Here is a 24767-nt window from a genome sequence, read left to right as displayed (position 1 = left end):
GGAAGCATGGATGCGAATATTGCTGACGGGCGCTAGCGGCTTCATCGGACAGCACCTGCTGCAGGCGCTGCTGCTCGAGGGCCACCACGTCGTGTGTGCAGTGCGCAAGCCCCGCAGCAGTACCGACCCACGCCTGACTTACATCCACGCGGACTTCGCCAACGATACCCAACAAACGGTCTGGCTGGCGCGCCTTTCCGGCATCGACGCGGTGATCAACACGGTCGGCATCTTCCGCGAATCCGGCAGCCAGACTTTCGCGCGCCTGCACACGGAAACGCCGCGCGCCCTGTTCGCCGCCTGCGCCGAATCGCATGATGTCCAGATGGTGATCCAGCTCTCGGCCCTTGGCGCCGACCGCGAGGCCGACACGCCCTACCACCTGTCGAAAAAGGCGGCGGACGACTTCCTGGCGACGCTGCCGCTGCGCGCTTACATCGTCCAGCCATCGCTGGTCTACGGCAGTGACGGCGCCAGCGCGCGCGCCTTCCGTACCCTGGCAAGCATGCCATTCACCCTCCGCTTCGGCAGCGCACCGCAGCTGGTGCAGCCGATCCACGTCGACGACCTGGTGGCGGCCATCGTCGGCCTGCTCAAGCACCGGCTGCCGATTCCGCCCGGCTCGGGCACCGCGCTGCGGGTGCCGCTGGTGGGGCCGCAGGCCATGCCTTTCGTGGACTACCTGGGAGCGCTCAGGCGCGGCATGGGCATGGGACGGCAGCCGGTCCTGCCACTGCCCGGGGCACTGGCGCGCGCACTGGCGCACCTCGGGCGCTGGCTGCCGGGCGGCCTGCTCGATCCGGACGCGCTGCGCATGCTCGAGCGCGGCAATGCCGGCGACGTGGGCATGACCACCCAGCTGATCGGCCATCCGCCGCGGCCCGTCACGCGTTTCATCCAGGACGCACCCGGGGCCCGGGTCCAGGCCAAGCTGGGCTGGCTGCTGCCCATCCTGCGGACAAGCATCGTGGCGGTATGGATCGTCACGGCCATCGTGTCCTACGGCCTCTACCCGGTCGAGGCCAGCTACGAGCTGCTGGCCCGCACCGGCATCCCGCTGGCACTGCAGCCCCTGATGCTCTACGGCGCCGCCACCTTCGACCTGCTGCTCGGCCTGGGCATCCTGTTCTTCTCGCGGCGGCGCTGGCTGTGGCTGATGCAGCTCGGCCTGATCGGCTTCTATACCGTCGTCATCGCGATCAAGCTGCCGGAATTCCTGCTGCACCCCTACGGGCCGCTCACCAAGAACCTGCCCATGCTGGCCGCCATCTGGCTGCTCTACGAACTCGAGGAACGCTGAAATGGAATACATCGTCGTCAAATGGCTGCACATCCTGTCGTCCACCTTCCTGTTCGGAACCGGCATCGGCTCGGCCTGGTACATGCTGTTCGCGAACGTCAGCCGCGATGTGCGCGCGATCGCCGTGGTGGCGAAGTATGTCGTGATCGCCGACTGGCTGTTCACGGCCACCACCGCCATCCTGCAGCCGGCGACGGGCTTCTACATGATCCACCTGGCCGGCTATCCGCTGCACAGCAAGTGGATCATGTGGTCCATCGCGCTCTACGTGCTGGCCGGCGCCTGCTGGCTGCCGGTGGTGTGGCTGCAGATGCGCATGCGCGACATCGCCCAGGAGGCGGCGAGGACGAACACCGAACTGACGCCGCAGTACTGGCGCTACTTCCGCATCTGGGTCACGCTCGGCGTGCCGGCCTTTATCGCCTTCGTGGCGATCTTCTGGCTGATGGTGGCCAAGCCCATGTGACCCGGACCGACAACCTGCCTGATACAAGGAGAACCCCATGCGGGCTTACCAGATTCTTCCCGGCGCGAACATCGACGCCCTGCAATGCGTGGACTACCCGGACCGCGACCTCGCGCCTTTCGAGGTGCGCATCCGCGTGCACGCGGTCTCGCTCAACTACCGCGACCTGATGGTCGCCAGCGGCAACTACCTCGTCACCGTGGACGACCCCATCGTCCCCTGCTCGGACGGCGCCGGCGAGGTGCTGGCCGTGGGCCCGGGCGTGACGCGGGTGCAGGTGGGCGACCGCGTGGCCGGCTCCTTCTTCCCCTACTGGCAGGACGGCCCGACCTCGCCCGAGAAGATCCGCCATGCGCTGGGCGGCGACATCGACGGCATGCTGGCCGAGGAAGTGGTGCTGCACGAAGAGGCCGTGGCGAAGATCCCGGCCTCACTCTCCTTCGTCGAGGCGGCCACCATGCCCTGCGCCGGCGTCACGGCCTGGAACGCGCTCTTCGTGTCCAGCAACGCCATCAAGCCGGGCGACACCGCGCTCTTCCTCGGCACCGGCGGCGTCTCGGTGCTCGGCATGCAGTTGGCCAGGGCGGCGGGGCTGCGCACCATCATCACCTCGTCCAGCGACGAGAAGCTGCGGCGCGCCCGCGAGCTGGGCGCCCACCACACCATCAACTACCAATCCATTCCGGAGTGGCACGAAGAGGTGCTGGCGCTGACCCACGGACGCGGCGCCAACGTGGTGCTGGAAGTGGGCGGCAAGGGGACGGTCAACCGCTCGGTGTCGGCGGCCGCGATGGGCGGGACGATCGCCATCATCGGCGGCGTCAGCGGCTTCGGCGGCGAGGTGAACCCGGCGTCGCTGCTGGCCACGGCCAAGCGCCTTGTAGGCATTTTTGTGGGCAGCCGCACCATGCTGGACGACGTGATGCGCTTTGCCGACGTGACTGGCCTGAAACCGGTGATCGACCGCGTCTTCCCCTTCGGGCAGGCGAAGGAAGCGTATCGCTACATGGAATCGGGTTCACACTTCGGCAAGGTCGTCATCGACGTGACGAAACAGGCCTGAATCAGCGCGTCTGCGGCCTGAGTTCGATCTCGAAGACCTTGGGCCACAGCTTGCCGGTGACGAACAGGCGCTTGCGCTTGGCGTCCCAGGCGATGCCGTTCAGGACCGCGTCCGGATCGAGGGTGCCGCGCTGCGCCGCCGGCAGCAGGCCCTCGAGGTTGATCACGCCCTTCACGCTGCCGTTGGCGGGGTCGATGCGCAGGATCAGTTCACTGCCCCAGACGTTGGAGAACAGCTCGCCGTCGACCATCTCGAGTTCGTTGAGCCTTTCGATGGGCTGGCCCTTGTGCGTCACCTGGATGCGGCGCAGCTCCTTGTAGGTTTTCGGCTCGAGGATGCGGATGAAGGAACTGCCGTCGCTCATGTAGACCTGCTTCGCGTCGCTGGCCAGGCCCCAGCCTTCGCCCACGTACTTGAAGGTCTGCTTCAGCTTGAAGGTCTTCATGTCGAAGACGTAGCCGACCTGGGAGGTCCAGGTGAGGGCGACGATGTCGTTGCCGACCGCGGTCGAGCCTTCGCCGAAGATCTCTTGCGGCATATCGGCCTTCTGCAGCACCTTGCCGGTGTTCAGTTCCACCTTGCGCAGCGAGGACGTGCCGTTGCGACCCGTCGTTTCATAGAGGTGGCCGTCGCGGAAGAACAGGCCCTGCGTAAAGGCTTTCGGATCGTGCGGGTAGCTGTTCTTGACGACGTAGCCGTAGATCGGGACGTTGGCCTGGGCGCTGGCTCCGGCCGTGGCGGCCAGGGCGAGGGTGGAGACGATGACGTGTTTGAGCATGATGCCCGAATGTAGCACGGTTCAGAACAGCGAGAGGTTCGGCGACGGTTCAGGTGTTTTCTTCGCCACCGCTTGCGGCGCCGCCCAGTCCTTCATGCGCGCCGCCGGGTAGTGGCGCAGGAAGCTGCGCGCCGTCTCGACGTCGCGGCAGGCCAGCCAGTCTTCCATTTCGTCGGGGGCGATCACCACGAGCGAACGTTTCTCGTCGTCCGGCTTGTGCATGCGCGACATCAAGGGATGGTCGTCGGCGTTGATCGTGATCTGGGTGAAGGAGGACGACAGCGTCCCGTCGGCTTCCGTCCATTCGCGCCACAGGCCGGCGACGTAGAACAGGCTGTCGTCAGCCATGCCGATCGCGTGGCGCACGGCGCGGCCGCTCTCGTAGCAGGGCTCGTAGAACCAGGCCATCGGCACCGCGCACAGCTGCAGGCGGCGCCAGGCGGGCGCGAAGGAACGCCGCTCGCCCAGCGATTCGGCGCGCGCGTTCATGGTGTCGAAAGGTTTCACGCCGGGCGGAATGTGGCGGCGCGGGACCATGCCGTAGCTGGCCAGGCAGGCCATGGGGCCGCCGTCGCTGCCCCGGCGTACGATGGGAGCCGAATAGTCCTTCCAGACTTCCTCGGGCCAGCGCCAGTCGGCCGGCAGCTCGCTGAAGGCCCCGAGGGTGCCGAACTGTTCACGGGTGGGAGAGTGGTAATTGACGCACATGATCCGTCCAGCATAGTGCCGTCTACCTGCCTTGGCAACCGGCGCTCAGAAATAGGCGAGCAGGCGTCCGCTGGCGATCACGGCGATCCACAGGCCGAGCGACAGCAGGGCGTGCAGGACGGCCCGGCCGGGCGCGCGTGCGTCCCAGGCGTCGGCGCCGCGATACGGTCCGGCGTGGAAGGCGAGCGCGTTGACGCCCGCCAGCACGATCAGGGCCAGCTTGAGCAGGAAGACCCGGTTCGCCAGCAGGGCGGCCGGGTCGGCCATGAAGAGCAGCAGGCCGGTCGGCAGCACCAGCAGCATGCTGCCGGCCGACCAGGGCAGCAAGTGGCGCGCCAGCGCGCGCACCGGCAGCTGGCGGCCGAAACCGAGCACGCGCAGGTCGAACATCGCGACCGCGCCCACCAGCAGGGCGAAGCCGACGATGTGCAGGGTCTCGACCGCCGGATACAGCCAGGGATGCTCACGCATGGCCTGCGCCAGCGGCAGGGACGCGGCCAGAGCGGCCGCGTCTTGCAAGGGCATCAGCGCAGCTCCGTGGTCTTGTCCTTGATGGTGATCCGTTCGGCGCGCAGCTCGGTCGCGTTGCTGCGGTGTGGATAACCATGGACCGTGGCCTGGCCGCCCACCGCCAGGTTTTCCTTCGGCAGGCCGCGGTTTTCCATGCGCGAGGGCGGCGCCAGCACCACCATCCAGGTCTTGTCGGCCATCTTCAGGCGCACGAAGCCGTGCGGCTGCAGGTAGCCGGACTCCTCGATGGTGCCGGACAGGGTGAGCGGCTTGTCGGCGTTGTATTCGCTCCAGCCATGGTGGGCGGAAGCGGAGGTGGCCACCAGCGCGGCCAGCAAAAACCAGCGTTTCATGGGACTCTCCTTGGAAGAACGGTTGACAGGGGAAGGCGGCCCACCACCCGCAGCCGCCCGTCGACCGGCTGCGCCACCACGATGCCGCCCTGCTCCACATACGCATCGACCAGGGCGCGGATGTTCACGTCGTGCGTCACCAGCACCAGATTATCCTTGCCGCCCGCCTGGCGCCAGAGGGCGATGCGCGCCAGCACCTCGCGTACCTTGGCGCGCCCGGCGGCGTCGCTGTCCTGGAACATGGAATCGAGCATCGGCGCTTCCTCGACGCGGCCGAAGGCGAGGCGGGCGGTATCGAGGCAGCGGCACCAGCGGCTCGACAGCACGGGGCCGAGCGGGATGCCGCGCTGGCGCAAGACGGCGCCGATGGCCACGGCGTCGCGCTTGCCCTGCTCCGACAGATTGCGCTGGGTGGCGCAGGCGGCCAGGCGGAAACCGGGCGGATCGCCGATGCCGGGGGTGGTGAGCGCGTGACGGATGAGCAGCACGTGGCCGCCGCCCTGCAGGCTTTGCCAGAGATCGGACTGCGCCGCCGCCGGCGGCGTGGCAAGCAGGGTCGTCAGGGCCAGGAAGCATCGTCGAAGCATGGCGTCTTCTCCATCGGCTGCGGGGCTCGCCGTCGCATTATCCTGCCTTGGGCCATGGACGAGCGCACGGCAGCATCATAGACTGGTGCATCCCTTCGATGGAGACAAGATGAGCACGCCTACCCGGCGCCGCGCCATACTCGCCGACCTGCCTGAACTGTGGGCCCTGCGCACCCGTGCGATACGCGCCAGCTGCGCGAGCCACTATCCGCTTGAGGTCATCGACACCTGGTGCGCGGCCGCGCCACCCGAACAGATGACGGCCCTGATCGCGGCGGGCGGCGCACTGGTGGAGGAAGCGGACGGGCAACTGCTCGGCTACGCGATCCTGAACCTGGACACGGGCGAACTCGATGCCGCCTTCGTCGATCCGGCGCAGCAGGGGCGCGGCGTCGCGCGGCGCCTGCTGGCGGCGCTCGACGCGATGGCCCTGCGCCACGGCCTGCGCCGGCTCTTCCTCTCGTCTTCGCTGAATGCGGTGCCGGCCTACGAACGCGCCGGCTATGTGGCGCTGCGCCGCGAAACGTATCCGCACCGCAGCGGCATCGTGCTGGAGTCGGTGTTCATGGAGAAGACGCTTCCATGCTGAGCGCATGGGGCGGCGTACGCCCGACTTGGCTGACTCAGACGAAGGTGAAGGTCAGCTCTTCCGGCAGGCGCGACTTCGGCAGGCCGGCGTTGAAGTCCGCATCCGAGGAATAACCGAAGCTGGCCAGCACCACGCTCGCCAGGCCTTGCGCGTGCAGGCCGAACTCCTCGTCCAGGATCTTCTGGTCGAAGCCTTCCATCGGGGTGGCGTCGATGCCCAGGGCGGCGGCGCCCAGCAGGGCGGTGCCGAGGGCCAGGTAGACCTGTTTTTCCAGCCACTGCGGCATGTCGCGCGTCGTGTAGCGGTGGGTATGCACGTAGCCGCGGCGGCCCGCGTCCTGGCCGGCGCGGGCGGCGTCGTCGCGGAAGCGGCCGTCCTTGCCTTCCTGGGCCAGCAGGCGCTCCAGGTGGGCGTCGTCCATGTCGATGCGCGAGCAGAACACGATCACGTGCGAGGCGTCCAGGATCTTGGCCGCGTTGTAGCCGTAGCCGCCCTGCGCCGCCTTGGCCACGCGCGCCTTGCCCTCGGGGGTATTGGCGACGATGAAGTGCCAGGGCTGCGAGTTCACCGAGGAGGGGCTGTGGCGCAGCAGGGAGTAGACCTGCTGCATCAGCTCTTCGGGGATCTGGCGTTCCTTGTCGTAGGCCTTGGCGGTATGGCGCTTGCGGGCTGCCGAGAGAATATCCATCTGTTTCTTCCTTCTTTCACTGAACAACTTAAAAATCTTCGAGCACGATCTTGCCGACCGCACGGCCGCTTTCGATCAGCGCATGGGCGCGGCGCAGGTTCCCGGCCGAGATGCGGCCGTAGTGTTCGCCCAGGGTCGTGCGCAGCTCCCCGGCGTCGACCATGCCGGACACACGGTTCAGCAATTCATGTTGCTTGACCATGTCGGCGGTCTCGAACATCGAGCGCGTGAACATCAGTTCCCAGTGCAGCGAGATCGACTTGCGCTTGAGCGGCACGGCGTCGAGCTGGGCCGGGTCGTCGATCAGCGCGAACTGTCCCTGCGGGGCCAGCACGTCGACGATGGCGTCGTAGTGCCTGTCGGTGTGGGTCAGGCTGATGACGATGTCGACGTTGGAAAAGCCGAGCGCTTCCAGCTGCGGGCGCAGGGGCTGGGTGTGGTCGACCACATGCTGGGCGCCGAGTTCGCGCACCCAGTTGCGGCTTTCCTCGCGCGAGGCGGAAGCGACGACGGTCAATGCGGTGAGCTTGCGCGCCAACTGTACCAGGATCGAGCCGACGCCGCCGGCCGCGCCGATGACGAGCAAGGACTTGCCGGCGCCGCCGCCTTCCTCCACCTTGAGGCGGTCGAACAGCAGCTCCCAGGCCGTGATCGAGGTCAGGGGCAGGGCGGCCGCCTGGGCATGGCCGAGCGAGGACGGCTTGCGGCCGACGATGCGCTCGTCCACGGCCTGGAACTGGCTGTTCGAGCCGGGGCGCAGGAGCGAGCCGGCGTAGAAGACTTCGTCGCCTTCCTTGAACAGGGTGACGCTGCCGCCGACGGCGCGCACGATGCCGCTGGCGTCCCAGCCCAGCACGCGCGGTTCCGTGACGGCCGCGCCCTTGCGGATCTTGGTGTCCACCGGGTTGACCGAGACGGCGCGCACTTCGACCAGCAGGTCGTGGGGGCCGGCCAGGGGCATCGGCAGCTCGACCTCGTGCAGGGAAGCGGGGTCGCTGATGGGCAGGCCGTGCTGGGTATACACTACTGCTTTCATGTTGAATCTCCGGTAAGTTTTGGACTTGCCGACGATTCTATTGGGCAGCCCGGCAGGGAAAAAGCCGGCTGGAGCGATTTCACTTTCACAGCTGGAGAGAAAATGATCAGGCTAGACGACCTGGCCCTGTTCGTCCGCACCGCCGCCCTGGGCAGCTTTTCCCGGGCCGCGCGCGAGGTCAACCTGCTGCCGGGCCAGGCCAGCGCCGCGATCGGGCGCCTCGAGCGCGAACTCGACATCCGCCTGTTCGCGCGCTCCACACGCAGCCTGCGCCTGACCGAAGAGGGCAAGCGCTACCTGCCCTTCGCCCAGGATGCGCTGCAGGCCCTGCGCGACGGCTTCGACGGCATCCGCGGCGATGCCGGCTGCCTGACCGGCACGCTGCAGATCGCGGCGCCCTCTGACTTCGGGCGCAACCTGCTGCTGCCCTGGATCTCGGAATTCCGCCGCGACCATCCGGGGCTCGACATCCAGCTGCTGGTGTCGGACCAGGTGGCGGACGTGTTCCGCGATCCCGTCGACATCGCGCTGCGCTACGGCCAGATCGACGATGCCAGCTATGTCGCCCTGCCGGTCGCGCCCGAGAACCGCCGCGTTCTGGTCGCGTCGAAAGACTACATCGCGCGGCACGGCAGGCCTTCCTCACTCGAGGAACTGGCGGACCACAACTGCCTGCAATACCGGCTGCGCGGGCGCACCTACGACCGCTGGTCCTTCCCGACGGCGGACGGCGCGAAGGTCGTGCAGGTGACGGGGCGGCTGGTGAGCGACGATGCGGAAGTCGTGCGGCGCTGGGCGGTGGCCGGCGAAGGCGTCGCCTATAAATCCTGGCTCGACGTGAGCGCGGATGTGGCGCAGGGGCGGCTGGACGTGCTGCTGCCGGACCTGCCGGGCGAGCCCACGCCCCTGAGCCTGGTGTGCCCGCACCGCCGGCAGTTCTCGCCGGCGGTCAAGCTGCTGCACGCGCTGATCGAGGAGCGCTGCCGGCCGCTCGCGCGCGGGACTTAAGCCTGCATTTCCGCCACCAGCGCCGCGACCAGTTCCGCCGCCGGCATGGCACGCGCCTGCGCGAAGTTGGTGCCGCCCCAGTTGACCGAATATTCCTGGTTGCCTTTGGCTGACGCGGCCGCGTGCAGCTGCTTGGCGGCGTCGTAGGCGATCGGATAGTCGGGCACGGGTGGATGCCCGGGCGCGCCGACGTCACGGAACTGGCGGTTCACGATGCCGCGCGCCGCGCGTCCCGAGATGACGGGGGTGAGTTCGGTCTCGAGCTGGGCGCCACCCGCGATGAGGGAGCGGTGGTGGGGCGAAGCGGACGATTCCGGACAGGCGATGAAGGCGCTGCCCATCTGGACCGCGCTGGCGCCGTAATGGAGCGCGGTGCGGATCTGCGCGCCATCCATGATGCCGCCCGCCGCGATCAGGGGCAGGGAGGTCTTGCCGTGCAGCTGCTGCAGCAGTTCGACGGTGCTCAAGGCGGCGTCCGGCGCTTGCGGATCGAAGACGCCGCGGTGCCCGCCCGCCTCGATGCCCTGGGCGACGATGGCGTCGATGCCGGCCGCTTCGATCCGGCGCGCCTCGTCAAGCGAGGTCGCGGTGGCGAACAAGGTGATGCCGGCGGCCTTCAGGGCATCGATCTTCTCCTGCGGCGGCAGGCCGAAATGGAAGCTCAGCACGGCGGGACGCTCGGCCAGCATCACCTCGCACATCGCGTCGTCGGTGACGAAGGTACCGTAGATCTCGGTCAGTCCTGCCGGAGGCCGGGCGCCGAAGCGCTCGAAATGCGGACGCAGCCAATCGAGCCAGGCGGCCTCGCGCGCGGCGTCGGCCTGCGCTGGCACATGCGTGAACACATTCACCTGGAAGGGGCGGCCGGTCTTCTCGCGCACGGCCCGGATCGCGGCCCGTGCGGCGTCGGGCGTCATGGCGCCCACTGCGATCGAGCCCAGCGCGCCGGCCTCCGACACGGCGGCGGCCAGCGCCGCGCTCGAGATATTGGCCATCGGGGCCTGGATGATGGGATAGCGGATATCCAGCTTCGACAGCAGGTCAGTGCTCATGGCGCGGCTCCGTCAGGTCTTGGTCGAAACACAAGTATAGCCAGAGCGGCGGACTTACGCTCCGCGTACCAGCAGCACGGCCAGCACCAGCATTAGGGTGCCGGTGGCGCCTTCGATCACGCGCCATACCGAGGGGCGGCCGAGCACGCGGGCGAAGCGCTGCGCGCCCAGGCCCAGCGCCGTGAACCACAGCACGGAGGCCGTCATCGCGCCCGCGGCGAAGGAGGTGCGGGCCTCGCCCGCGAGGCTGCTGCCGACCGCTCCCAGCAGCACCACGGTGTCGAGGTAGACGTGCGGATTCAGCAGCGACAGCGCAAGCACGGTGGCCAGCGCGCGGCCCAGGGTCTGGCTTTTCGCGTCGGGCGAGAGTTCGAGGGAAGCGCCGCCGCGCAGGCTGCTCTTCCAGCAGCGCCAGCCATACCAGACGAGGAAGGCCGCGCCGCCATGGCGCGCCACCGCCATCGCCGTGGGCGAGGCCTCGACCAGGGCGCCCAGGCCCGAGATGCCGAGCGCGATCAGGACCACGTCGACCACGATGCAGGTGGCGACCGTGGCCGCCACGTGGTGGCCGCGCACGCCGGTGCGGATCACGTGGGCGTTCTGGGCGCCGATGGCCATGATCAGGCTGGCGCCCAGGCCCAGGCCTTGCAGGAATACCTGTTGAGAAAACATGAAAGCTCCGTGGTGAAGAGCGCATCTTCGCTTCCACACGGACTAAATTCAAATATATTCATGATATTTAAAGATGGTTAAGAAAAATTAATGAAGATCGATCCCCGCCGCAGCGCCGCCTTCATCGCCGCCGTCGACACCGGCAGCCTGGAGCTGGCCGCCGTCCAGCTGTCCTTGACCCCATCGGCCGTCTCACAGCGCATCTCGGCGCTGGAGCAGGATTTCGGCACGCCCCTCCTGGTGCGCAGCCGTCCCTGCCGTCCCACTGGGCCGGGCACGCGCCTGCTGCAGTACCTGCGCCGCTCGACCCTGCTGGAATCGGAGTTCCTCGCCGAGATGGGCATGGATGCGGGGCCGGCGCGGCTCAGCCTGGCCGTCAACAACGACACCCTGGCCACCTGGCTGCTGCCGGTGCTGGCGCCGATCCTGGCGGATGAGGAACTGCTGGTGGAATTCGTGCTCGACAACCAGGGCCATACCTTCTCGCTGCTGGAGCAGGGCCGCGTCGTGGCCTGCGTGGCGGGCGAGCCGACGCCCATGCGTGGCTGCACGGTGAGCCCGCTGGGCCAGATGCGCTACCGGATGGTGGCCTCGAAGGACTTCGCCCACCACTGGTTCGCGAACGGTTTCACACGCGAGAACGCGCAGCGCGCGCCGGTCATCGTGTTCGACCGCAAGGACTCGCTGCAGTCGGCCTTCCTGCTGCGCCACTTCGGCCTGCCCGAAGGCGCCTATCCCTTCCACTACGTGCCGGCCAGCGACCCCTATGTGGGCGCGATCCGGCACGGCATGGGCTACGGCATGCTGCCGCTGGAGCAGTGCGCGGACCTGCTGCGCGAGGGCGTGCTGGTCGACCTGGCGCCCGCACTCTTCGTGGACGTGCCGCTGTACTGGCATGCCTGGCGCATCCAGCCGCCGCGCCTGGAACGCATGGGCGCGGCGCTGGTGAAGGCCGCGCGCGACGTCCTGCTACCGCTGCCCTGACACCAGGGTCAGGTGCGGCTTGCGCCGGTCCGGGCGCCGTGCGCTGCGCGCGACGGCCACCGGCCAGGCCTGCGCCACGGCCCACAGCAGCTCGAGCACGAAGTAGCACCACAGCAGCGGCAAGCCGCCTTGCGCCAGCGCCCAGGCCATCCACAGCGCGAACACCGCGCGCCCGCATGCATCGAAGCGCCCCAGCACCACGCTGGTGCGCAGCAGGCGCAGGCTCGACCACAGCAGCACCAGGCTGCCCAGCAGGCAGGCGAACAGCACCTGCACCGGCGCGCAGGCCGGCAGCGGCGCGCCGCCCAGGCTCACGTTCAGGTTCGATAACTGCGGATACAGCAGGGCGAAGGTCCAGGGCGTGGCGAAGGGCGTGATGATCAGGATGTCGTACAGCGCGCTGGCGCGCGTGAGACGGAAGTAGGCGGGGGGAGAAAGGGAAAGCATGGCGGGCTCCGGCTGTGGCTGCGGAAACCATGCTGGCACGCCTGGCGCGCCTCCTTCTTGCGATGGACGAAGGCGGACAAAAAAAACGGGCCGGACGCCTGCGCGTCCAGCCCCAAGGGAATCACGGAGAAAGAGCAGTGTTGCGATCAGGTGCCGATGCGGCCGCCGTCGTTCTTGGTGATGACGATGGTGGCCGAGCGCGGACGCTTGCCGGCGCCGTAGCCGGCGTTCGACGGCCACTGGCTGGTGTATTTCGTCGGGTCGGCGACGTTGGCGGCGGCGGTGCCTTCGCCCGGGTGCTGGATGTTGATGAACAACGCCTTGCCGTCCGGGGTCTCGGCGATGCCGGTGATCTCGGAGCCGACCGGGCCCACCAGGAAGCGCTTGAGCGTGTCCGCGGTCGCGGCCTTGCCGACGTAGGTATCCACCGTCAGGTTGCTGCCGTTGGCGCGCGGGTAGCTCAGGCTGACCTTCTTGCCGTCGCCGACCTGGCCCGGGAGGCCCGCCAGCATCATGCAGTTGGTGACGTCGGTGTAGGCGCCGTCGTCGGTCTGGATCCAGCAGATGCCGGTGGAAGGCGTGAAGGCCAGGCCGTCCGGGCTCGAGAAGTCCTGGTCGGCGGTGAGGCCGGACAGGTTGACCTTGCTGCCGTCCGCGCCGGATTCGGCGCCGAACAGGTAGACGTCCCAGCTGAAGGTGGCGGCGGTGGAGCCGGCGCTGCCTTCCTTGACGCGGATGACGTGGCCGTTCGGGTTGCCCTGCTGCGCGCTCGTGCCCTTCATGTCGGTGTAGACGCGCGGGTTGGCGGCGTCCGGCGCGGCCTGGCTCGAGCCGCTCGGCTCGACGCGGCGGTTGCTGTTGTTGGTCAGCGTGAAGTAGATCTCGCCGGTGCCCGGGTGCACCGAGCACCATTCCGGACGGTCCATCTTGGTCGCGCCGACGGCGTCGCCGGCCAGGCGGGCGTTGACCAGCACGTCGGCCTGGTCGGCGAACTTGTAGCCGGCGTAAGCTGCGATCAGCGGGTTGGCGATCGACAGCTCGATCCACTGGCCGGTGCCGTCGGCATTGAACTTGGCCACGTACAGCTTGCCGCTGTCGAGGTATTTGTCGCCGGTGGCAACGCGGTCTGCTGGCGTTGCGTCAGCGGCGGCCCAGACCGCGGTCGACACGAATTTGTAGATGTACTCGTTGCGCGAGTCGTCGCCCATGTAGACGGCCAGCGGCTGGCCCACGACGGGTTTGCCGAAGACGGCGCTCTCGTGGGCGAAGCGGCCCAGCGCGGTGCGCTTCTTGATCGCTTTGCTCTTGTCGAAGGCATCCATCTCGACGATGTAGCCCATGCCGTTCATCTCGTTGCGATAGTCGTCGCTGCCGTCGACCGACGTACCCTTCTTGCTGATGTTCCAGCGCTGGTATTTGTCCTCGCTACCGCCGGTCTCCCAGCCGTGGCGCGACGCCGCGCCGGCGTCGCGGCCGTAGCGCTTGAGCGAGGTGACGCTCTTGTCATTGCCGCGCGCGGCATCGTCCGTGCTGGCGCGGGTGAAGTAGCCCGACCAGTTCTCTTCGCCCGACAGGTAGGTGTTCCACGGGGTCCTGCCGGTGCCGCAGTTGTTCAGGGTGCCGCGGATCTTCGTGCCGCCCGTCGAGTACTTGGTGACCACCAGGGCGTTGCCGCGCACCGGGCCGGAGAGCTCGATGTCGGTCTGCTGGTGCACGCGGCGGTTCAGGCTCGAATCCTTCACATAGCTCCACTTGCCGCTAGCCGCACGCACTTCGACCACGGACAGGCCGTGCAGGGCCATCTCCTTGTCCACTTCCGCAGCAGGACGCGGCAGGCTCATGGTGCCGCCGTTCGCGTGCACGAAGAAGGACGACAGCTTCTCGTCGGTGGTGGCTTCGTGGTTCATCACCAGCACGCCGCGGTCGTTGACCGTGGTCGCCGGGCCGTTGCTGGCGGAGAGCGCGAAGAATTCCATGCCGTCGTGGTGGTCGCCGGCGCGGTTCTCGAAATCGGTATCGGTGCCGTCGTTCTTGAAGGCGGGGGTGCTGGCGGTAAGCGGGTCGCCCAGTGCGTACAGGACGGTGGCGGTATAGCCGGCCGGGACGACGACCGTATCGGCCAGGCTCTTGGAGACTGCCGTGAAGCCGAGCAGCTTCTCGGCCGGGGGCGGATTGGTGCCGCCCGGCGGATTCGGCACGGTCGTGACGTCGTCGTTGTCCGAGCCGCCGCAACCGGAGAGGCCGATGGCGCCCAGCAGCGCGGAAGCCGCCGTCGCGGCGCCGCCGCGCAGCAGGCTGCGGCGGCTCAGGCGGGCTTCGAGGACGGTGCTGAATTGTTCGTTCGACGAAACGTTCGTATCGATGTCGTGATGGTCGATGCGGGCGAGGTCGGTCGGCTTGTTCACGGGTAATCCTGTTGGTTGTTAGGAAAAGTCCGTGCATGGTAAGAAGCCAACATGACAACCTTGTGACGATCTCGTAACAATTCGATGACAGGCGCCGATGCTGGCGACGAAACACATGTCCTTGCGGCTATACTGCCCGGACCCCACTCAGGATATGCACATGCAGGACAGCCGCAGCGCCGCCAGCGCGCTCGATCCGGCCACGCTCGGCCGCCAACTCTTCGAAGCCAGCCCCGACTGCGTCAAGCTGCTCGACGGCGAAGGCCGCATCGTCGCGATCAACCGCTGCGGCATCGAGGCCCTGGGTGCGGACAGTATCGACACCCTGCGCGGCCGCCTCTGGAGATCCTTCGTGCCCGAGGCAAGCCATGCCGAGCTCGATGCCTCCATGGCGCAGGCGCACGCCGGCGGAGTCGGCCGCTTCCGGGGCTGCATGCCGGATCCGCAGGGCCTGACCCGCTGGTGGGAAGTGACCATCAGCCCGATCGATGGCGGCCTGCTGGCGACTTCGCGCGACATCAGCGAACAGGTCGCGGCCGAGGCCGAGCGCGAGCGCCTGCTGGCCCAGCTCAGGAGCGCCAACGAGCGCATGGAAGACGTGTTCCGCCAGGCCCCCGCCTTCATGTGCGTGTTTACAGGGCCGGGGTTGGTATTCGACATGGTCAACGAGCGCTACCTGCAGCTGGTCGGCGGGCGCGACCCGGTCGGCCTGGCCCTGCGCGAAGCGCTGCCGGAACTGGCCGGCCAGGGTTTCGTCGAGCTGCTGGAGGGCGTGTACCGCAGCGGCGAGCCGGTGTTCGGCACCGACGTGCCGGTGATGCTGCAGCGGCGGCCCGGCGCGCCCCTGGAACGCCGCTTCGTCGACCAGGTCTACATGCCGCTGCGCGACCCCGATGGCGGCGTCAGCGGCATCCTGGTGCACGGCATCGACGTCACCGACCGCAAGCTCAATGAGATCGCGCTGTACGAAAGCCGCGAACGCTTCCAGAAGATCGTCAGCCAGGCCGCCACCGGCGTGGTACAGATGGACACCGAAGGCCGCATCACCCTGGTCAACCAGAAGTACTGCGAGATGGTCGGGCGCAGCGAAGCCGAACTGCTCGGCGTGAGCGTGCTCGACTTCACCGCTCCCGGCTCGGTGCCGGTCACGATCGACGCCATGCGGCGCCTGGCCGGCGGCGAGCAGGGTGTGGTGGTCGACAAGGAATACCTGCGCCGCGACGGCAGCCTGATGCCGGTCACCAGCAGCGTGAACGCCCTGCGCGGCCCAAGCGGCGAATTCCAGGGCCTGGTCGCGATCGTGGTCGACACCACCGAGAAACGGCGCGCCGAGGAACAGCTGCGCGCCAGCGAGGAACGCTACCGCACCCTGTTCGAATCGGTCGACCAGGGCTTCTGCATCCTCGAGATGATCTTCGACGAGGACGAGCGCCCGGTCGACTACCGCTTCCTCGAGATGAACCGCATGTTCGAGGTGCACACCGGCCTGGTGGGCGGCGCCGGCAAGACCGCGCGCGAGATGGTGCCGACCCTGGACAGCTTCTGGTTCGAGACCTACGGCCGGGTGGCGCAAACCGGCGAACCGGTGCGCTTCGAGAGCGAGGCCCCGGCCATGGAGCGCTGGTTCGACGTCTACGCCACGCGCCTGGGCGGCCCCGGCAGCAACCGCGTCGCCCTGCTGTTCAGCGACATCACCAGCCGCAAGGAGTCGGAAGCCACGCTGCGCAAGCTGGCCAGCGACCTGGCCGAGGCCGACCGCCGCAAGACCGAGTTCCTGGCCACGCTGGCGCACGAGCTGCGCAACCCGCTGGCGCCGATCCGCAGCGGCCTGGGCGTGATGCGCCTGAAAGGCGACAGCCCGGCCGCGGTGGCGCGGGTGCGCGAGATGATGGAGCGCCAGGTCGGCAATATGGTGAACCTGATCGACGACCTGCTCGACATCGCCCGCATCAGCGGCGGCAAGCTGGAACTGAAGAAGGAGCGCGCCGACCTGCGCACGGTGCTGTCGAGCGCCGTCGAGACCAGCCTGCCGCTGGTCGAAAGCGGGCGCCACGAGTTGACCGTGGACTTGCCGGAGACCGAGGTGCCGGTCGAGGCGGACGTCACCCGCATCGCCCAGGTGGTGGCTAACCTGCTCAACAACGCGGCCAAGTACACGCCGGCCGGCGGATGCATCGGCCTGGCGCTGCGCGTCGAGGACGATCACGCCGTAATCTCGGTATCCGACAACGGCATCGGCATCCCCCAGGACCAGCTGTCCGCGGTGTTCGAGATGTTCAGCCAGGTCGGCCAGCATACCGAGCGCTCGCAAGGGGGGCTCGGCATCGGCCTGTCCCTGGTGCGGCGCCTGGTGAACATGCACGGCGGCGAGGTGAGCGCGGCCAGCAGGGGACCTGGCACGGGCAGCGTGTTCACGGTGCGCCTGCCGCTGGCGAGCGGCGCCCAGGCCGGTGGCGACATGGCCCCGGCCTTCGAACCGGATGGCGCCGGCGGCGAGGGCGCGCGCATCCTGGTGGTGGACGACAACGTCGACGCCGCCGTGACGCTGTCGATGATCCTGGACGCCTGCGGCTACACCACCCGGGTGGCGCACGACGGCGCGCACGCCGTGGAGCTGGCCGCGGCGTTTCGTCCCCAGGTCGCTTTCCTCGACATCGGCATGCCCGGCATGGACGGCTACCAGACCGCGCGCGCGATGCGGCGTTTAGCGGGCCTGGAACACATCACCCTGGTGGCGCTCACCGGCTGGGGCGCCGACAGCGACCGTCAAAAATCCAGCGAGGCCGGCTTCGACCACCATCTCACCAAGCCGGTGCAGCTGGACGTGGTGCAGGATTTGCTGGCCAAGCTCGCGGCCTGATGCCTCAGGCCTGGCGCTGGCCCAGGGCGATGGAGGCTGCGCCGGCCAGCGCCAGCGCCACGCCAAGGTAGTCGCTCCACACCGGCTTGACCCCATCTACAACATACAGCCAGCCCAGGGCGGTGGCGATGTAGACCGCGCCGTAGGCCGCGTACACGCGTCCGCTGGCGGCCGGATGCAGGGTCAGGAGATACACGAATACCACCAGGCTGAGCGCCGCCGGCAGCAGCAGCCAGGGCGATCCCTTCCCCGTCAGCCACAGCAGCGGCAGGTAGCAGCCCAGCAGCTCGGCGATGGCGGTGAGGAAGTAGAGACCGGCGGTGCGGCCGAAGGGCAGGAGATCGACAGGCATCGGGACGAAAGCGTGTGGAAAACCCGCATCTTATCCTCAAGCGGGTTTCGGTCCCTTTTCGGCCTGGGCCTGGAACCAGCGCCGGCTGCTGTCATCCGCCGGGAAGAAGGATTCCAGGCGCAGCTCGTGCACGGTGACGTCGTGCGGCGTGCCCAGGGTCGTGATGGTGGTGAACAGGTTCAGCGCGATGTCGTCCTTCTTGAGGGTGACCGGCAGGAAGGGCAGCGCGCGCCGTTCCAGGTTCGGCTGGCTGGCAGCCAGGGCGATGCCGGGCAGCGCCATCAGTTCGTCCAGCAGGGCGGTCGCTTCGCTGCCGGGACCGTCGCCCATCGCTTCGCGCTGCACCCACTGCAGCAGGTCGGTGCAGACGTCTTCCCAGTTCACCAGGTACTGGCGCAGGCCGTTCGGGTCCAGGATCAGCTTCAGCACGTTGACCGAGCCATCGCGCGGGATCGGGGCGTGTGACGGCATGCCGAGGAAGAGGCGCATCATGTTCGCGGCCGGTTCGTTGGCCATCACCAGGTTCCACAGGCGGTCGACCACCAGGGCCGGATAGGGCGCCTGCTGCGCCAGCATGAAGTCGAGCGCCTGCATCACGGCGCCGAGCTCGGGGTCGGACAGGCTGCGTTCGCGGTAGGCCGGCGCGAAGCCGGCCGCGAGCAGCATGGCGTTACGCTGGCGCAGCGGGATGTCGAGCACCAGGCCGAGCTTGAGGATCAGCTCGCGGCCGGGCTGGGCCCGGCCCGTCTCCAGGAAGCTCAGGTGGCGCTGCGAGATGCCGGCATCCAGCGCCAGGCGCAGCTGGCTGATGCCGCGCTTGCCGCGCCAGTAGCGCAGGGCGGCGCCGAAATCGCTGAAGTACTGGTGTTCGGCTGCGTGTGCAACGGTGTCCATGCCTGTCTCCCCTCGAAGTTGCGGCGATTGTGGCCGATCGTGCCCGCGAACTCAAGCCTTGTCGAGGAAGCCGGTGACGCTGGCCAGGCGGCCGTCGCCCGCCACCACCGCGATGTCGGTGCCGTGCGCGACGCTGTCGCCGTCCGGGGCGCGCAGGGTCCAGGAAAAGCGCACCACGTCGTTGTGGCCGTCGGGCACGCCCGACAGCTCGAAACGGTGGCCGGGGAAGTGGTGCTGGGCGCCGGCGATCAGGGTCTCGATGCCTTCGTGGCCACTGCCCTGCATCATCGGGTCGACGTAGCGGGCATTCGGGGTGAACAATTGCTTGACGTGGTTGCGGCGGGCGGCGCCGTCGGCTTCGTTCCAGGCGGCCAGGTATTGGCGGGCGATCGTGCTTGCGTTGTTCATGGTCATCTCCGGTTGGTGTGTGTCGACTTGACGGATTCCATTCTCCGCAAGCCGGGCGGGCGCGGCGATTACCTCCCAGGTAATGAAGTCCCGCCACCTTGATCGCGCCTGCGCCATCGATTCGCGATGTGGCGTATTCTCGCCTGGTGGCGGATACCGCAAGCATTGGAAACAACGGGAAACATCTTGAGCGAGCAGACACTTTCAGCAATCAAGCAGGGCGCCCAGCAACTGGCCGACGTCGTCACCCTGAGCGCGCCGCAGCGCTACCTGCGCTTCGTGGAAGGGGTGGCCGCAAGCGGCGAGGTCTGGGGCCTGTACCGCGACGGCTGGGCGCTGGCGAAGACCGACGACGGCACCCTGGTGTTCGCCATGTGGCCGGCCAGCGAATTCGCCGACCTGTGCGCGGAATTCGAGTGGGACGGCTACGAGCCGCAGTCCTTTCCGCTGGACGACCTCCTGAACGACCTGCTGCCGCAGCTGGAGGAGGATGGGGTGTTACCGGGGATTTTCTATACGCCGGGGGACAAGGGCCTGACGCCGACGGCGTACATGCTGCGCGTGGACCTGGAACGCGCGCTCAAGAATTCGTAGGGTGGACCGGGCCACGAAAGGCGGGTTCCCCGTCCGCGCGTTCAAATTCCGCATGAACGGACAGAACGTCTGATTACACGCTGGCTGAACGCGCGGTCGGCAGAGCCGACCACCCTACAACAGCTCATAACGCACGTCGCGGCGGTCTTCCGTCTGCAATCCTTCGACCAGGTAGGCATCCCAGCCCAGGCGCCCGTCGACGCCGTCCAGGCGCACGTTGTGCACATCCGCCGCCAGCAAGACCAGCTCGACCTCGTACTCGAGTGTCAATCCCGTGAACATCGCCAGCATGCTGCGCAGCGCCCGCGCCGCCAGGCCGCCCGGTAGGAAGTCGTTGAAGCCCGCGCGGTCGAGCGGTCCCACCACCAGGCGCAGGCGCAGGTCCCGCTGCCAGACACGCGCGCCGGCGATCGTCCCGCCCCCGAGCACGGCCTTGTCGCTGCCCAGCAGGGTCTGCTGCGCCAGCGGCACCTCGTACCAGCTTCCGACGAACTGCTCCGCCACGACCTGCTGGCCAAAATATTCGGACAGCACACGCGCCAGCTGCACGCTGGAGCTCGGGCGGTGCCGCATCGAGGAAGCGAAGTAGGCGATCGACTCGTCCCTCACCTCGCCATCCTGCTTGCCGCTCAGGCGCCGCCGCAGCGCCTTGTCGCCCAGGCCCGCAAGGCTGAGCAGGATCGCCATGAAGCCGTCCTCGCCTCCCTGCTGGTATTGCAGCGCCAGCCGGTACTTGCGCCAGGCTTCGTAGAACAGGGCCAGCGAGCGGTTCGAGAAGGCATCGAGAAAGGCGCGCGCGCCTTCGGCTTCCGGCTCTCCCTTGGCCTGCGCCTGGTGCTCGGCGATGCGCTCCGTGTAGTGCAGGGGCAGCACGCCCTGGGCGCCCAGCAGGCCCATGAAGGCCGGGGTCAGGCGCAGGTATTTCAGGCTGCCTTCCTGCAGCGCGGCGGCCAGGGCCGGCGTGCTGGCATCGAGCTCGCGCGGTTCCGGCGTGATGGCCTCCAACTGGCTTGGCGGGAAGCCGAGCGAGAGCGAGTTCTGGAAGCGCAGGTAGTCCGCCACCAGGCCACGGCGTGGCTGGCCGCGGCGGTGCAGCCACAGTTCCAGCATGCGCACCGCCTGGAAGTACTCGAAGCGGTAGGGCTCGCGGAACAGGCGCTCGATTACAGCAGGCGCAAATCGCCGCTGCGCGGCTCGCATGTCAATAGCGCTTCTCCGGTTTTGTGGGACACGATCACCAGCTGGGTGAAGCTGTTCGCATGCACGTAGAGGGCGAGGAAGCGCGCGATCACCTCCGCGAAGGCGTGGATGCCGCTGCCGATGAAGGCTTCCTCGTCGATGCCGATCCTCACCTCGACCCCGCGCACCAGGCAGGTGAACGGGTTCCCGTCCAGCCAGGCCGTGGTGGGTTTCTGGGAAATCGACTTGATGCCGCCGATCTGGCGCTGCGAGGAGGGCGAACGCGGCAGGTCGTACAGGGCCAGCATCTCGCGGAAGGCCTCGACGCCTCCCTCGGCCAGGGACAGGTGGTTCAGCGCCAGGTGCGAGACCAGGCGCCAGTGCGCGCCGCGCCCGTGCGCGAAGCGGTAGGGGCTTGAAGGCTTGCGCAGGAAGGAGATGGCGCGCTTGCTGGAGCCGCCCTCCAGGAACAGGTCGCCGCCCGGCTGGCCGTAGCTCAGGCTCGAGGGCAGGTCGCGGTTGGTGCAGGTCAGTTCGATGTTCAGGGTGTCGGTCTCGATCTCGGCGGGGTCGAAGTCGATGTCGACGATCGAGACCTGGGTCTCGAAGCCGGGACTGCGGTCCGCGAGCGTCTCGTCGCGCCGCACGCAGTAGTAGTGGCCCGCGTCCTCCGGCGTCTGCGCATGGTGCAGCGCATAGAAGGGGCGGAAGGCGACCAGCGATTCGCCCTGCGGCGTCTGGCGCACCAGGGTGAGCGACTCGATGGCATAGACCTCGTAGGCCCAGGCGCGCCGCGCATCGCCGAGCACCGGGTAGCTGGCGCTGGTGTGCGTCACCCGGATCGGATCGCCGTGCTGGCGGAACAGGTTGATCACCGGCGTGCAGCCCAGCAGCACGTTGTTGGTCGACAGGGTGCCGAGCATGCGCGCCAGGTTCGAGTCCGAACGGATGCTGGCCAGGGCCAGGTGCAGGTTCACGGCCCGCGTGCCCGGCGGGACGCTTGCCGCCAGTGCGGCCAGGTCGATGTCGACGAAGTTGAACTTCTCGGGGAAGCAGAAGTATTCCGTCAGCAGCCGGTAGGCGGCGTGCGAACGCGCGGGGAAGTCGATCAGCGCTTCGTCTTCCTCGAAGCCGGCCGGCCGCACGGGGACCGCGGACAAGGCGCGCCAGACACCGCTGCCCTCGACCTCGACCCAGGCGCCCACGGTGCGCATGAACAGCGCGTCGCGCAGCGCCGCGCAGAAGGATGGCTCGCCGTCCAGGAAGACACGCAGCGTCCGCATGCCGCTGTGCTCCAGCGTGCCCCGCTCGGATGTCGAGACGAGCCCCAGGCTGATGCAGGACGAGGCGCTGCCCGGCAGCTGCGCGGCGTCGGGCGCCTCGATGACGGCCGAGAACCGCGCGCTGCGCAAGGCCAGCGGCGCCACCTCGACCGGATAGACGGTGCGGAAGGTGCAGGCGGCGCCGCGCACCGGGCGTGTGTTCAGCTGGGTGCCGCGCGCGATCGTGCTGGGGCCGGACTGCGCGGCGGCGCCGCCCAGGTCCACGCGCGCGATCGAGCACGAAGGAAAAGGCCGCAGGTAGTGCGGATACAGCACTTCGAACAGGGCTTCGGTGAACTCCGGATAGTCGTCATCCAGGCGGCGGGCAATGCGCGCATTGAGCAGGGCGAAGGATTCGATCATGCGCTCGGTATGCGGGTCTTCGCACACCTCGCCGCTGATCAGGAGACGCCCGGCGATGCGCGGGTAGCGTTCGGCGAACTCGCGCAGGTTGCGGCGCAGGTAGGCCAGTTCGCTTTCGTAATAGGGCAGCAGCTGGTCGACGCTCATGCCGCGGCTCCCGCCGGGCGGCCCGTCTTGCCGGCCTTGCTGATGCTGTACTGCAGGGTCGAGGGCGTGAGCACGGCGTCGAAGTTGACCGGCTCCTGCGAGGTGCTGGCCACCAGCACCGCGGTGATCGAGAAATTCAGGCGGTTGACGGAGTCGCCACGCATATCCAGGCTGGCCCGCACATTGCGCAGGCGCGGCTCGTGGCAGGCAATGGTCTTCTCGATGCTGGCGCAGATCTCGGCGCGGTCCGAGGGACTGGACAGGCAGCGGTCGGCGAAGTCGCCCAGGCCGTAGGTGACCATCGAGCGGCTGCATTCCGGATAGGCTTTCAACGCCTCTTCCGGAATGCTCGAACGCGTGTTGAGCAGGGCCTCGAGATCGCGCGCGACCGTGTCCTTCAGCTCCTCGGCCGTCAGTCGCTGGGCGGCGTTGTTGCCGTGGCCACGGTTCGGCTGCCCCAGCAGGCGGTCGAACAAGCCTGGCGTATATCCCTTCATCCCGCTCTCCTCGCGCTGTCGCATTCGTGAACACGAAACGCGATGTTGCCATGCGAACTCGTACCAACGTTTGATCAAGTTCACATGCGAAACCCTTGCCGCTTGTTATGTTTCGCTGAGTATCCGACCAAGCATTGAGGGAGGCAGGACATGACCAGCAAAGTTCTCTGGGGCGAAGGCCTGTTACTGCGACCGCAGCACTTCCAGCGGCAAGACCACTACCACGAGCAGTGTCTGCACAAGAGCATCAAGGCGGTCCACCCCTATGCCTGGGGCGTCGAGAACCTGCAGGTGGACAAGGAAGCACTGGCGAGCGGCGTGCTGCGCCTCCTGGGGCTGTCGGTGCGCTTCCAGGACGGCGAGCTGGTCGACGCGCCCGACGTCGACGCCCTGCCCGAGACGGTCGACCTGAGCCTCCTGCCGCCCACCCAGCAGGCCCTCACCTATCACATCGCCCTGCCCGGCATGAAGCCCTTCAGCGGCAACTTCACGCCGCCGGGCCAGGCCTCGAACACGGCGCGCTTCGTGCAAGCGAACCAGGACACGCCCGACCTCTATACCCAGGCCGCGCCGGTGCAGCTGGCCTACCTGAAAAAGTCGCTGCGCCTGGTCTCCGAGGCCGAGCCGCGCGATTCCTACATCCACTTCCCGCTGCTGCGCGTGCGCCGCGCGTCGACCGGTGGCTTCGAGCTGGACGACGCCTTCGTGCCGCCCACCCTGTCGGTAGGCGCCGCGCCGATGCTGTTCCAGCAGCTGCGCCGCCTGCTCGATGCGCTGCAGGCCAAGGTGGCCGCCCTGTACGGGCACCAGCGCGAGCCGAGCCGCAATGTGGTGGAGTTCCGCTCCGGCGACATGGCCTCGTTCTGGCTGCTGCACACGGCCAGTTCGGCCTGTGCGACCTTGACCCACAACTTCCAGCATCCCGCCCTGCATCCGGAACGGCTGTTCCAGCAGTTGCTCGACGTCGCCGGCGGGCTGATGACCTTTTCGAAAAGCTGGCAACTGAGCGACCTCCCGGCCTACCAGCATGGCGATCCCGGTCCCTGCTTCACCAAGCTGCACGCCATCATCCGCGAACTGCTCGACACGGTGATCTCGTCGAAATACTTCGCGATTTCCCTGTCGGAGGTGCGGCCGTCCTACCACATCGGGGCGCTGGATTCGGGCAAGATCGACGAGAAGACCACCTTCTATATCGCGGTGTCGGCCGCGATCCCCGCGGTGGAGCTGGTCGACGTGGTGCCCCTGCGCTTCAAGGTGGGCGCGCCGGACGACGTCGAGAAATTCGTGCTCTCCGCCCTGCCGGGGGTGCGGCTGCAGTACGCGCCGCAGCTGCCGGCGGCCGTGCCGGTGCGGCCCGAGACCTGCTACTTCGTGCTGGAAGCGAAAGGGCCGATGTATGAACGCATGCTCAAGGCGCAATCGATCTCAATCTATGTCCCGGCCGGCATGAAGGAACTGCGGCTGGAACTGCTGGCCGTCGCCGCATGAAGCGTTTCAGTCAA

At 68.0% G+C, this 24767-nt stretch carries 26 protein-coding genes; 9 read left to right on the top strand and 17 right to left on the bottom strand.

The window, feature by feature from the left end:
- The first annotated feature begins 10 nt into the window (after positions 1-10).
- The 3 genes from NX780_RS07430 to NX780_RS07420 are packed head-to-tail and all read left to right on the top strand — an operon-like array spanning position 11 to position 2829.
- Complete coding sequence (locus tag NX780_RS07430) at positions 11-1300, top strand: SDR family oxidoreductase (protein WP_258827230.1); 1290 nt, start codon at positions 11-13, stop codon at positions 1298-1300.
- 1 nt (position 1301) lies between these two features.
- Positions 1302-1766, top strand: a complete 465-nt coding sequence (locus NX780_RS07425) for a DUF2269 family protein (protein ID WP_258827229.1) — start codon at positions 1302-1304, stop codon at positions 1764-1766.
- 37 nt (positions 1767-1803) lie between these two features.
- A complete protein-coding gene (locus NX780_RS07420) occupies positions 1804-2829 on the top strand; it encodes a zinc-dependent alcohol dehydrogenase family protein (protein ID WP_258827228.1) in 1026 nt (341 codons plus the stop codon).
- Position 2830: 1 nt separating this feature from the next.
- Here the strand turns inward: NX780_RS07420 and NX780_RS07415 are convergent, their stop codons facing one another.
- Genes NX780_RS07415 through NX780_RS07395 form a run of 5 tightly spaced genes read right to left on the bottom strand, consistent with a single transcriptional unit; the run spans position 2831 to position 5765 of the window.
- Positions 2831-3607, bottom strand: coding sequence for a glutaminyl-peptide cyclotransferase (locus NX780_RS07415; protein ID WP_258827227.1), 777 nt, complete (start codon positions 3605-3607; stop codon positions 2831-2833).
- Positions 3608-3628: 21 nt separating this feature from the next.
- Positions 3629-4315, bottom strand: coding sequence for an SOS response-associated peptidase (locus tag NX780_RS07410; protein ID WP_258827226.1), 687 nt, complete (start codon positions 4313-4315; stop codon positions 3629-3631).
- Between the two features lie 45 nt (positions 4316-4360).
- Complete coding sequence (locus NX780_RS07405; RefSeq protein WP_258827225.1) at positions 4361-4840, bottom strand: hypothetical protein; 480 nt, start codon at positions 4838-4840, stop codon at positions 4361-4363.
- Positions 4840-5178, bottom strand: coding sequence for a DUF6152 family protein (locus NX780_RS07400; protein WP_258827224.1), 339 nt, complete (start codon positions 5176-5178; stop codon positions 4840-4842). Before NX780_RS07400 ends, NX780_RS07405 begins: the two co-directional genes overlap by 1 nt.
- Positions 5175-5765 carry a histidine phosphatase family protein gene (locus NX780_RS07395; RefSeq protein WP_258827223.1) on the bottom strand — a complete coding sequence of 197 codons (591 nt, stop codon included), beginning with the start codon at positions 5763-5765 and terminating at the stop codon, positions 5175-5177. Before NX780_RS07395 ends, NX780_RS07400 begins: the two co-directional genes overlap by 4 nt.
- 109 nt (positions 5766-5874) lie before the next feature.
- On the opposite strand from NX780_RS07395, the gene NX780_RS07390 reads away from it, so the two are divergent.
- Positions 5875-6354: a GNAT family N-acetyltransferase gene (locus tag NX780_RS07390; RefSeq protein WP_258827222.1), complete on the top strand. Its 480-nt coding sequence runs from the start codon at positions 5875-5877 to the stop codon at positions 6352-6354.
- 34 nt (positions 6355-6388) lie between these two features.
- Here the strand turns inward: NX780_RS07390 and nfsB are convergent, their stop codons facing one another.
- Positions 6389-7042 carry an oxygen-insensitive NAD(P)H nitroreductase gene (gene nfsB / locus NX780_RS07385; RefSeq protein WP_258827221.1) on the bottom strand — a complete coding sequence of 218 codons (654 nt, stop codon included), beginning with the start codon at positions 7040-7042 and terminating at the stop codon, positions 6389-6391.
- 28 nt (positions 7043-7070) lie between these two features.
- Positions 7071-8078 (bottom strand): zinc-binding alcohol dehydrogenase family protein, encoded by a 1008-nt coding sequence (locus NX780_RS07380; protein WP_258827220.1) that lies wholly within the window; start codon positions 8076-8078, stop codon positions 7071-7073.
- Positions 8079-8180: 102 nt separating this feature from the next.
- Here NX780_RS07380 and NX780_RS07375 point away from each other — a divergent pair, with 102 nt between their 5' ends.
- The gene (locus NX780_RS07375; RefSeq protein WP_258827219.1) at positions 8181-9086 is read left to right on the top strand and encodes a LysR family transcriptional regulator; all 906 of its coding nucleotides are present in this window, start codon (positions 8181-8183) and stop codon (positions 9084-9086) included.
- Here the strand turns inward: NX780_RS07375 and NX780_RS07370 are convergent.
- Complete coding sequence (locus NX780_RS07370; RefSeq protein ID WP_258827218.1) at positions 9083-10138, bottom strand: NAD(P)H-dependent flavin oxidoreductase; 1056 nt, start codon at positions 10136-10138, stop codon at positions 9083-9085. The two genes, NX780_RS07375 and NX780_RS07370, sit on opposite strands and share 4 nt — an antisense overlap.
- Positions 10139-10192: 54 nt before the next feature.
- A complete protein-coding gene (locus NX780_RS07365; RefSeq protein WP_258827217.1) occupies positions 10193-10810 on the bottom strand; it encodes a LysE/ArgO family amino acid transporter in 618 nt (205 codons plus the stop codon).
- A 90-nt stretch (positions 10811-10900) separates the two neighbouring features.
- On the opposite strand from NX780_RS07365, the gene NX780_RS07360 reads away from it, so the two are divergent.
- Positions 10901-11794, top strand: a complete 894-nt coding sequence (locus NX780_RS07360; protein ID WP_258827216.1) for a LysR family transcriptional regulator ArgP — start codon at positions 10901-10903, stop codon at positions 11792-11794.
- Here NX780_RS07360 and NX780_RS07355 read toward each other — a convergent pair.
- Complete coding sequence (locus NX780_RS07355; RefSeq protein ID WP_258827215.1) at positions 11780-12241, bottom strand: hypothetical protein; 462 nt, start codon at positions 12239-12241, stop codon at positions 11780-11782. The two genes, NX780_RS07360 and NX780_RS07355, sit on opposite strands and share 15 nt — an antisense overlap.
- Positions 12242-12387: 146 nt before the next feature.
- Positions 12388-14646, bottom strand: a complete 2259-nt coding sequence (locus NX780_RS07350) for a PhoX family protein (RefSeq protein ID WP_258827214.1) — start codon at positions 14644-14646, stop codon at positions 12388-12390.
- Positions 14647-14806: 160 nt separating this feature from the next.
- On the opposite strand from NX780_RS07350, the gene NX780_RS07345 reads away from it, so the two are divergent.
- Positions 14807-17506, top strand: a complete 2700-nt coding sequence (locus NX780_RS07345) for a PAS domain-containing protein (protein ID WP_258827213.1) — start codon at positions 14807-14809, stop codon at positions 17504-17506.
- Between the two features lie 4 nt (positions 17507-17510).
- Here NX780_RS07345 and NX780_RS07340 read toward each other — a convergent pair whose 3' ends face one another.
- From NX780_RS07340 to NX780_RS07330, 3 genes are read right to left on the bottom strand one after another with little or no spacing between them, the layout of a single operon-like run.
- On the bottom strand, positions 17511-17858 hold the full coding sequence (locus tag NX780_RS07340; RefSeq protein WP_258827212.1) for a YnfA family protein: 348 nt from the start codon (positions 17856-17858) through the stop codon (positions 17511-17513).
- 36 nt (positions 17859-17894) lie between these two features.
- Complete coding sequence (locus NX780_RS07335) at positions 17895-18752, bottom strand: helix-turn-helix domain-containing protein (protein ID WP_258827211.1); 858 nt, start codon at positions 18750-18752, stop codon at positions 17895-17897.
- A gap of 51 nt (positions 18753-18803) precedes the next feature.
- Positions 18804-19160, bottom strand: coding sequence for a nuclear transport factor 2 family protein (locus tag NX780_RS07330; RefSeq protein WP_258827210.1), 357 nt, complete (start codon positions 19158-19160; stop codon positions 18804-18806).
- Positions 19161-19346: 186 nt separating this feature from the next.
- Here NX780_RS07330 and NX780_RS07325 point away from each other — a divergent pair, with 186 nt between their 5' ends.
- Complete coding sequence (locus tag NX780_RS07325) at positions 19347-19754, top strand: DUF2750 domain-containing protein (protein ID WP_258827209.1); 408 nt, start codon at positions 19347-19349, stop codon at positions 19752-19754.
- 114 nt (positions 19755-19868) lie between these two features.
- Here the strand turns inward: NX780_RS07325 and tssG are convergent, their stop codons facing one another.
- From tssG to tssE, 3 genes are read right to left on the bottom strand one after another with little or no spacing between them, the layout of a single operon-like run.
- Positions 19869-20954: a type VI secretion system baseplate subunit TssG gene (tssG, locus tag NX780_RS07320; RefSeq protein WP_258827208.1), complete on the bottom strand. Its 1086-nt coding sequence runs from the start codon at positions 20952-20954 to the stop codon at positions 19869-19871.
- A complete protein-coding gene (gene tssF / locus NX780_RS07315; protein WP_258827207.1) occupies positions 20918-22765 on the bottom strand; it encodes a type VI secretion system baseplate subunit TssF in 1848 nt (615 codons plus the stop codon). The genes tssG and tssF overlap by 37 nt, the downstream gene beginning before the upstream one ends.
- Complete coding sequence (gene tssE, locus NX780_RS07310; protein ID WP_258827206.1) at positions 22762-23262, bottom strand: type VI secretion system baseplate subunit TssE; 501 nt, start codon at positions 23260-23262, stop codon at positions 22762-22764. The genes tssF and tssE overlap by 4 nt, the downstream gene beginning before the upstream one ends.
- A 150-nt stretch (positions 23263-23412) precedes the next feature.
- Here tssE and tssK point away from each other — a divergent pair, with 150 nt between their 5' ends.
- The gene (gene tssK, locus NX780_RS07305) at positions 23413-24753 is read left to right on the top strand and encodes a type VI secretion system baseplate subunit TssK (protein ID WP_258827205.1); all 1341 of its coding nucleotides are present in this window, start codon (positions 23413-23415) and stop codon (positions 24751-24753) included.
- The last annotated feature ends 14 nt before the right edge of the window (positions 24754-24767 follow it).

It is taken from the genome of Massilia agri, assembly GCF_024753255.1.
Taxonomy (GTDB): Bacteria; Pseudomonadota; Gammaproteobacteria; order Burkholderiales; family Burkholderiaceae_D; genus Telluria; species Telluria agri.
The sequence above is the reverse complement of the archived record's forward strand: the minus strand, read 5'-3'. Positions and strand labels throughout refer to the sequence as shown.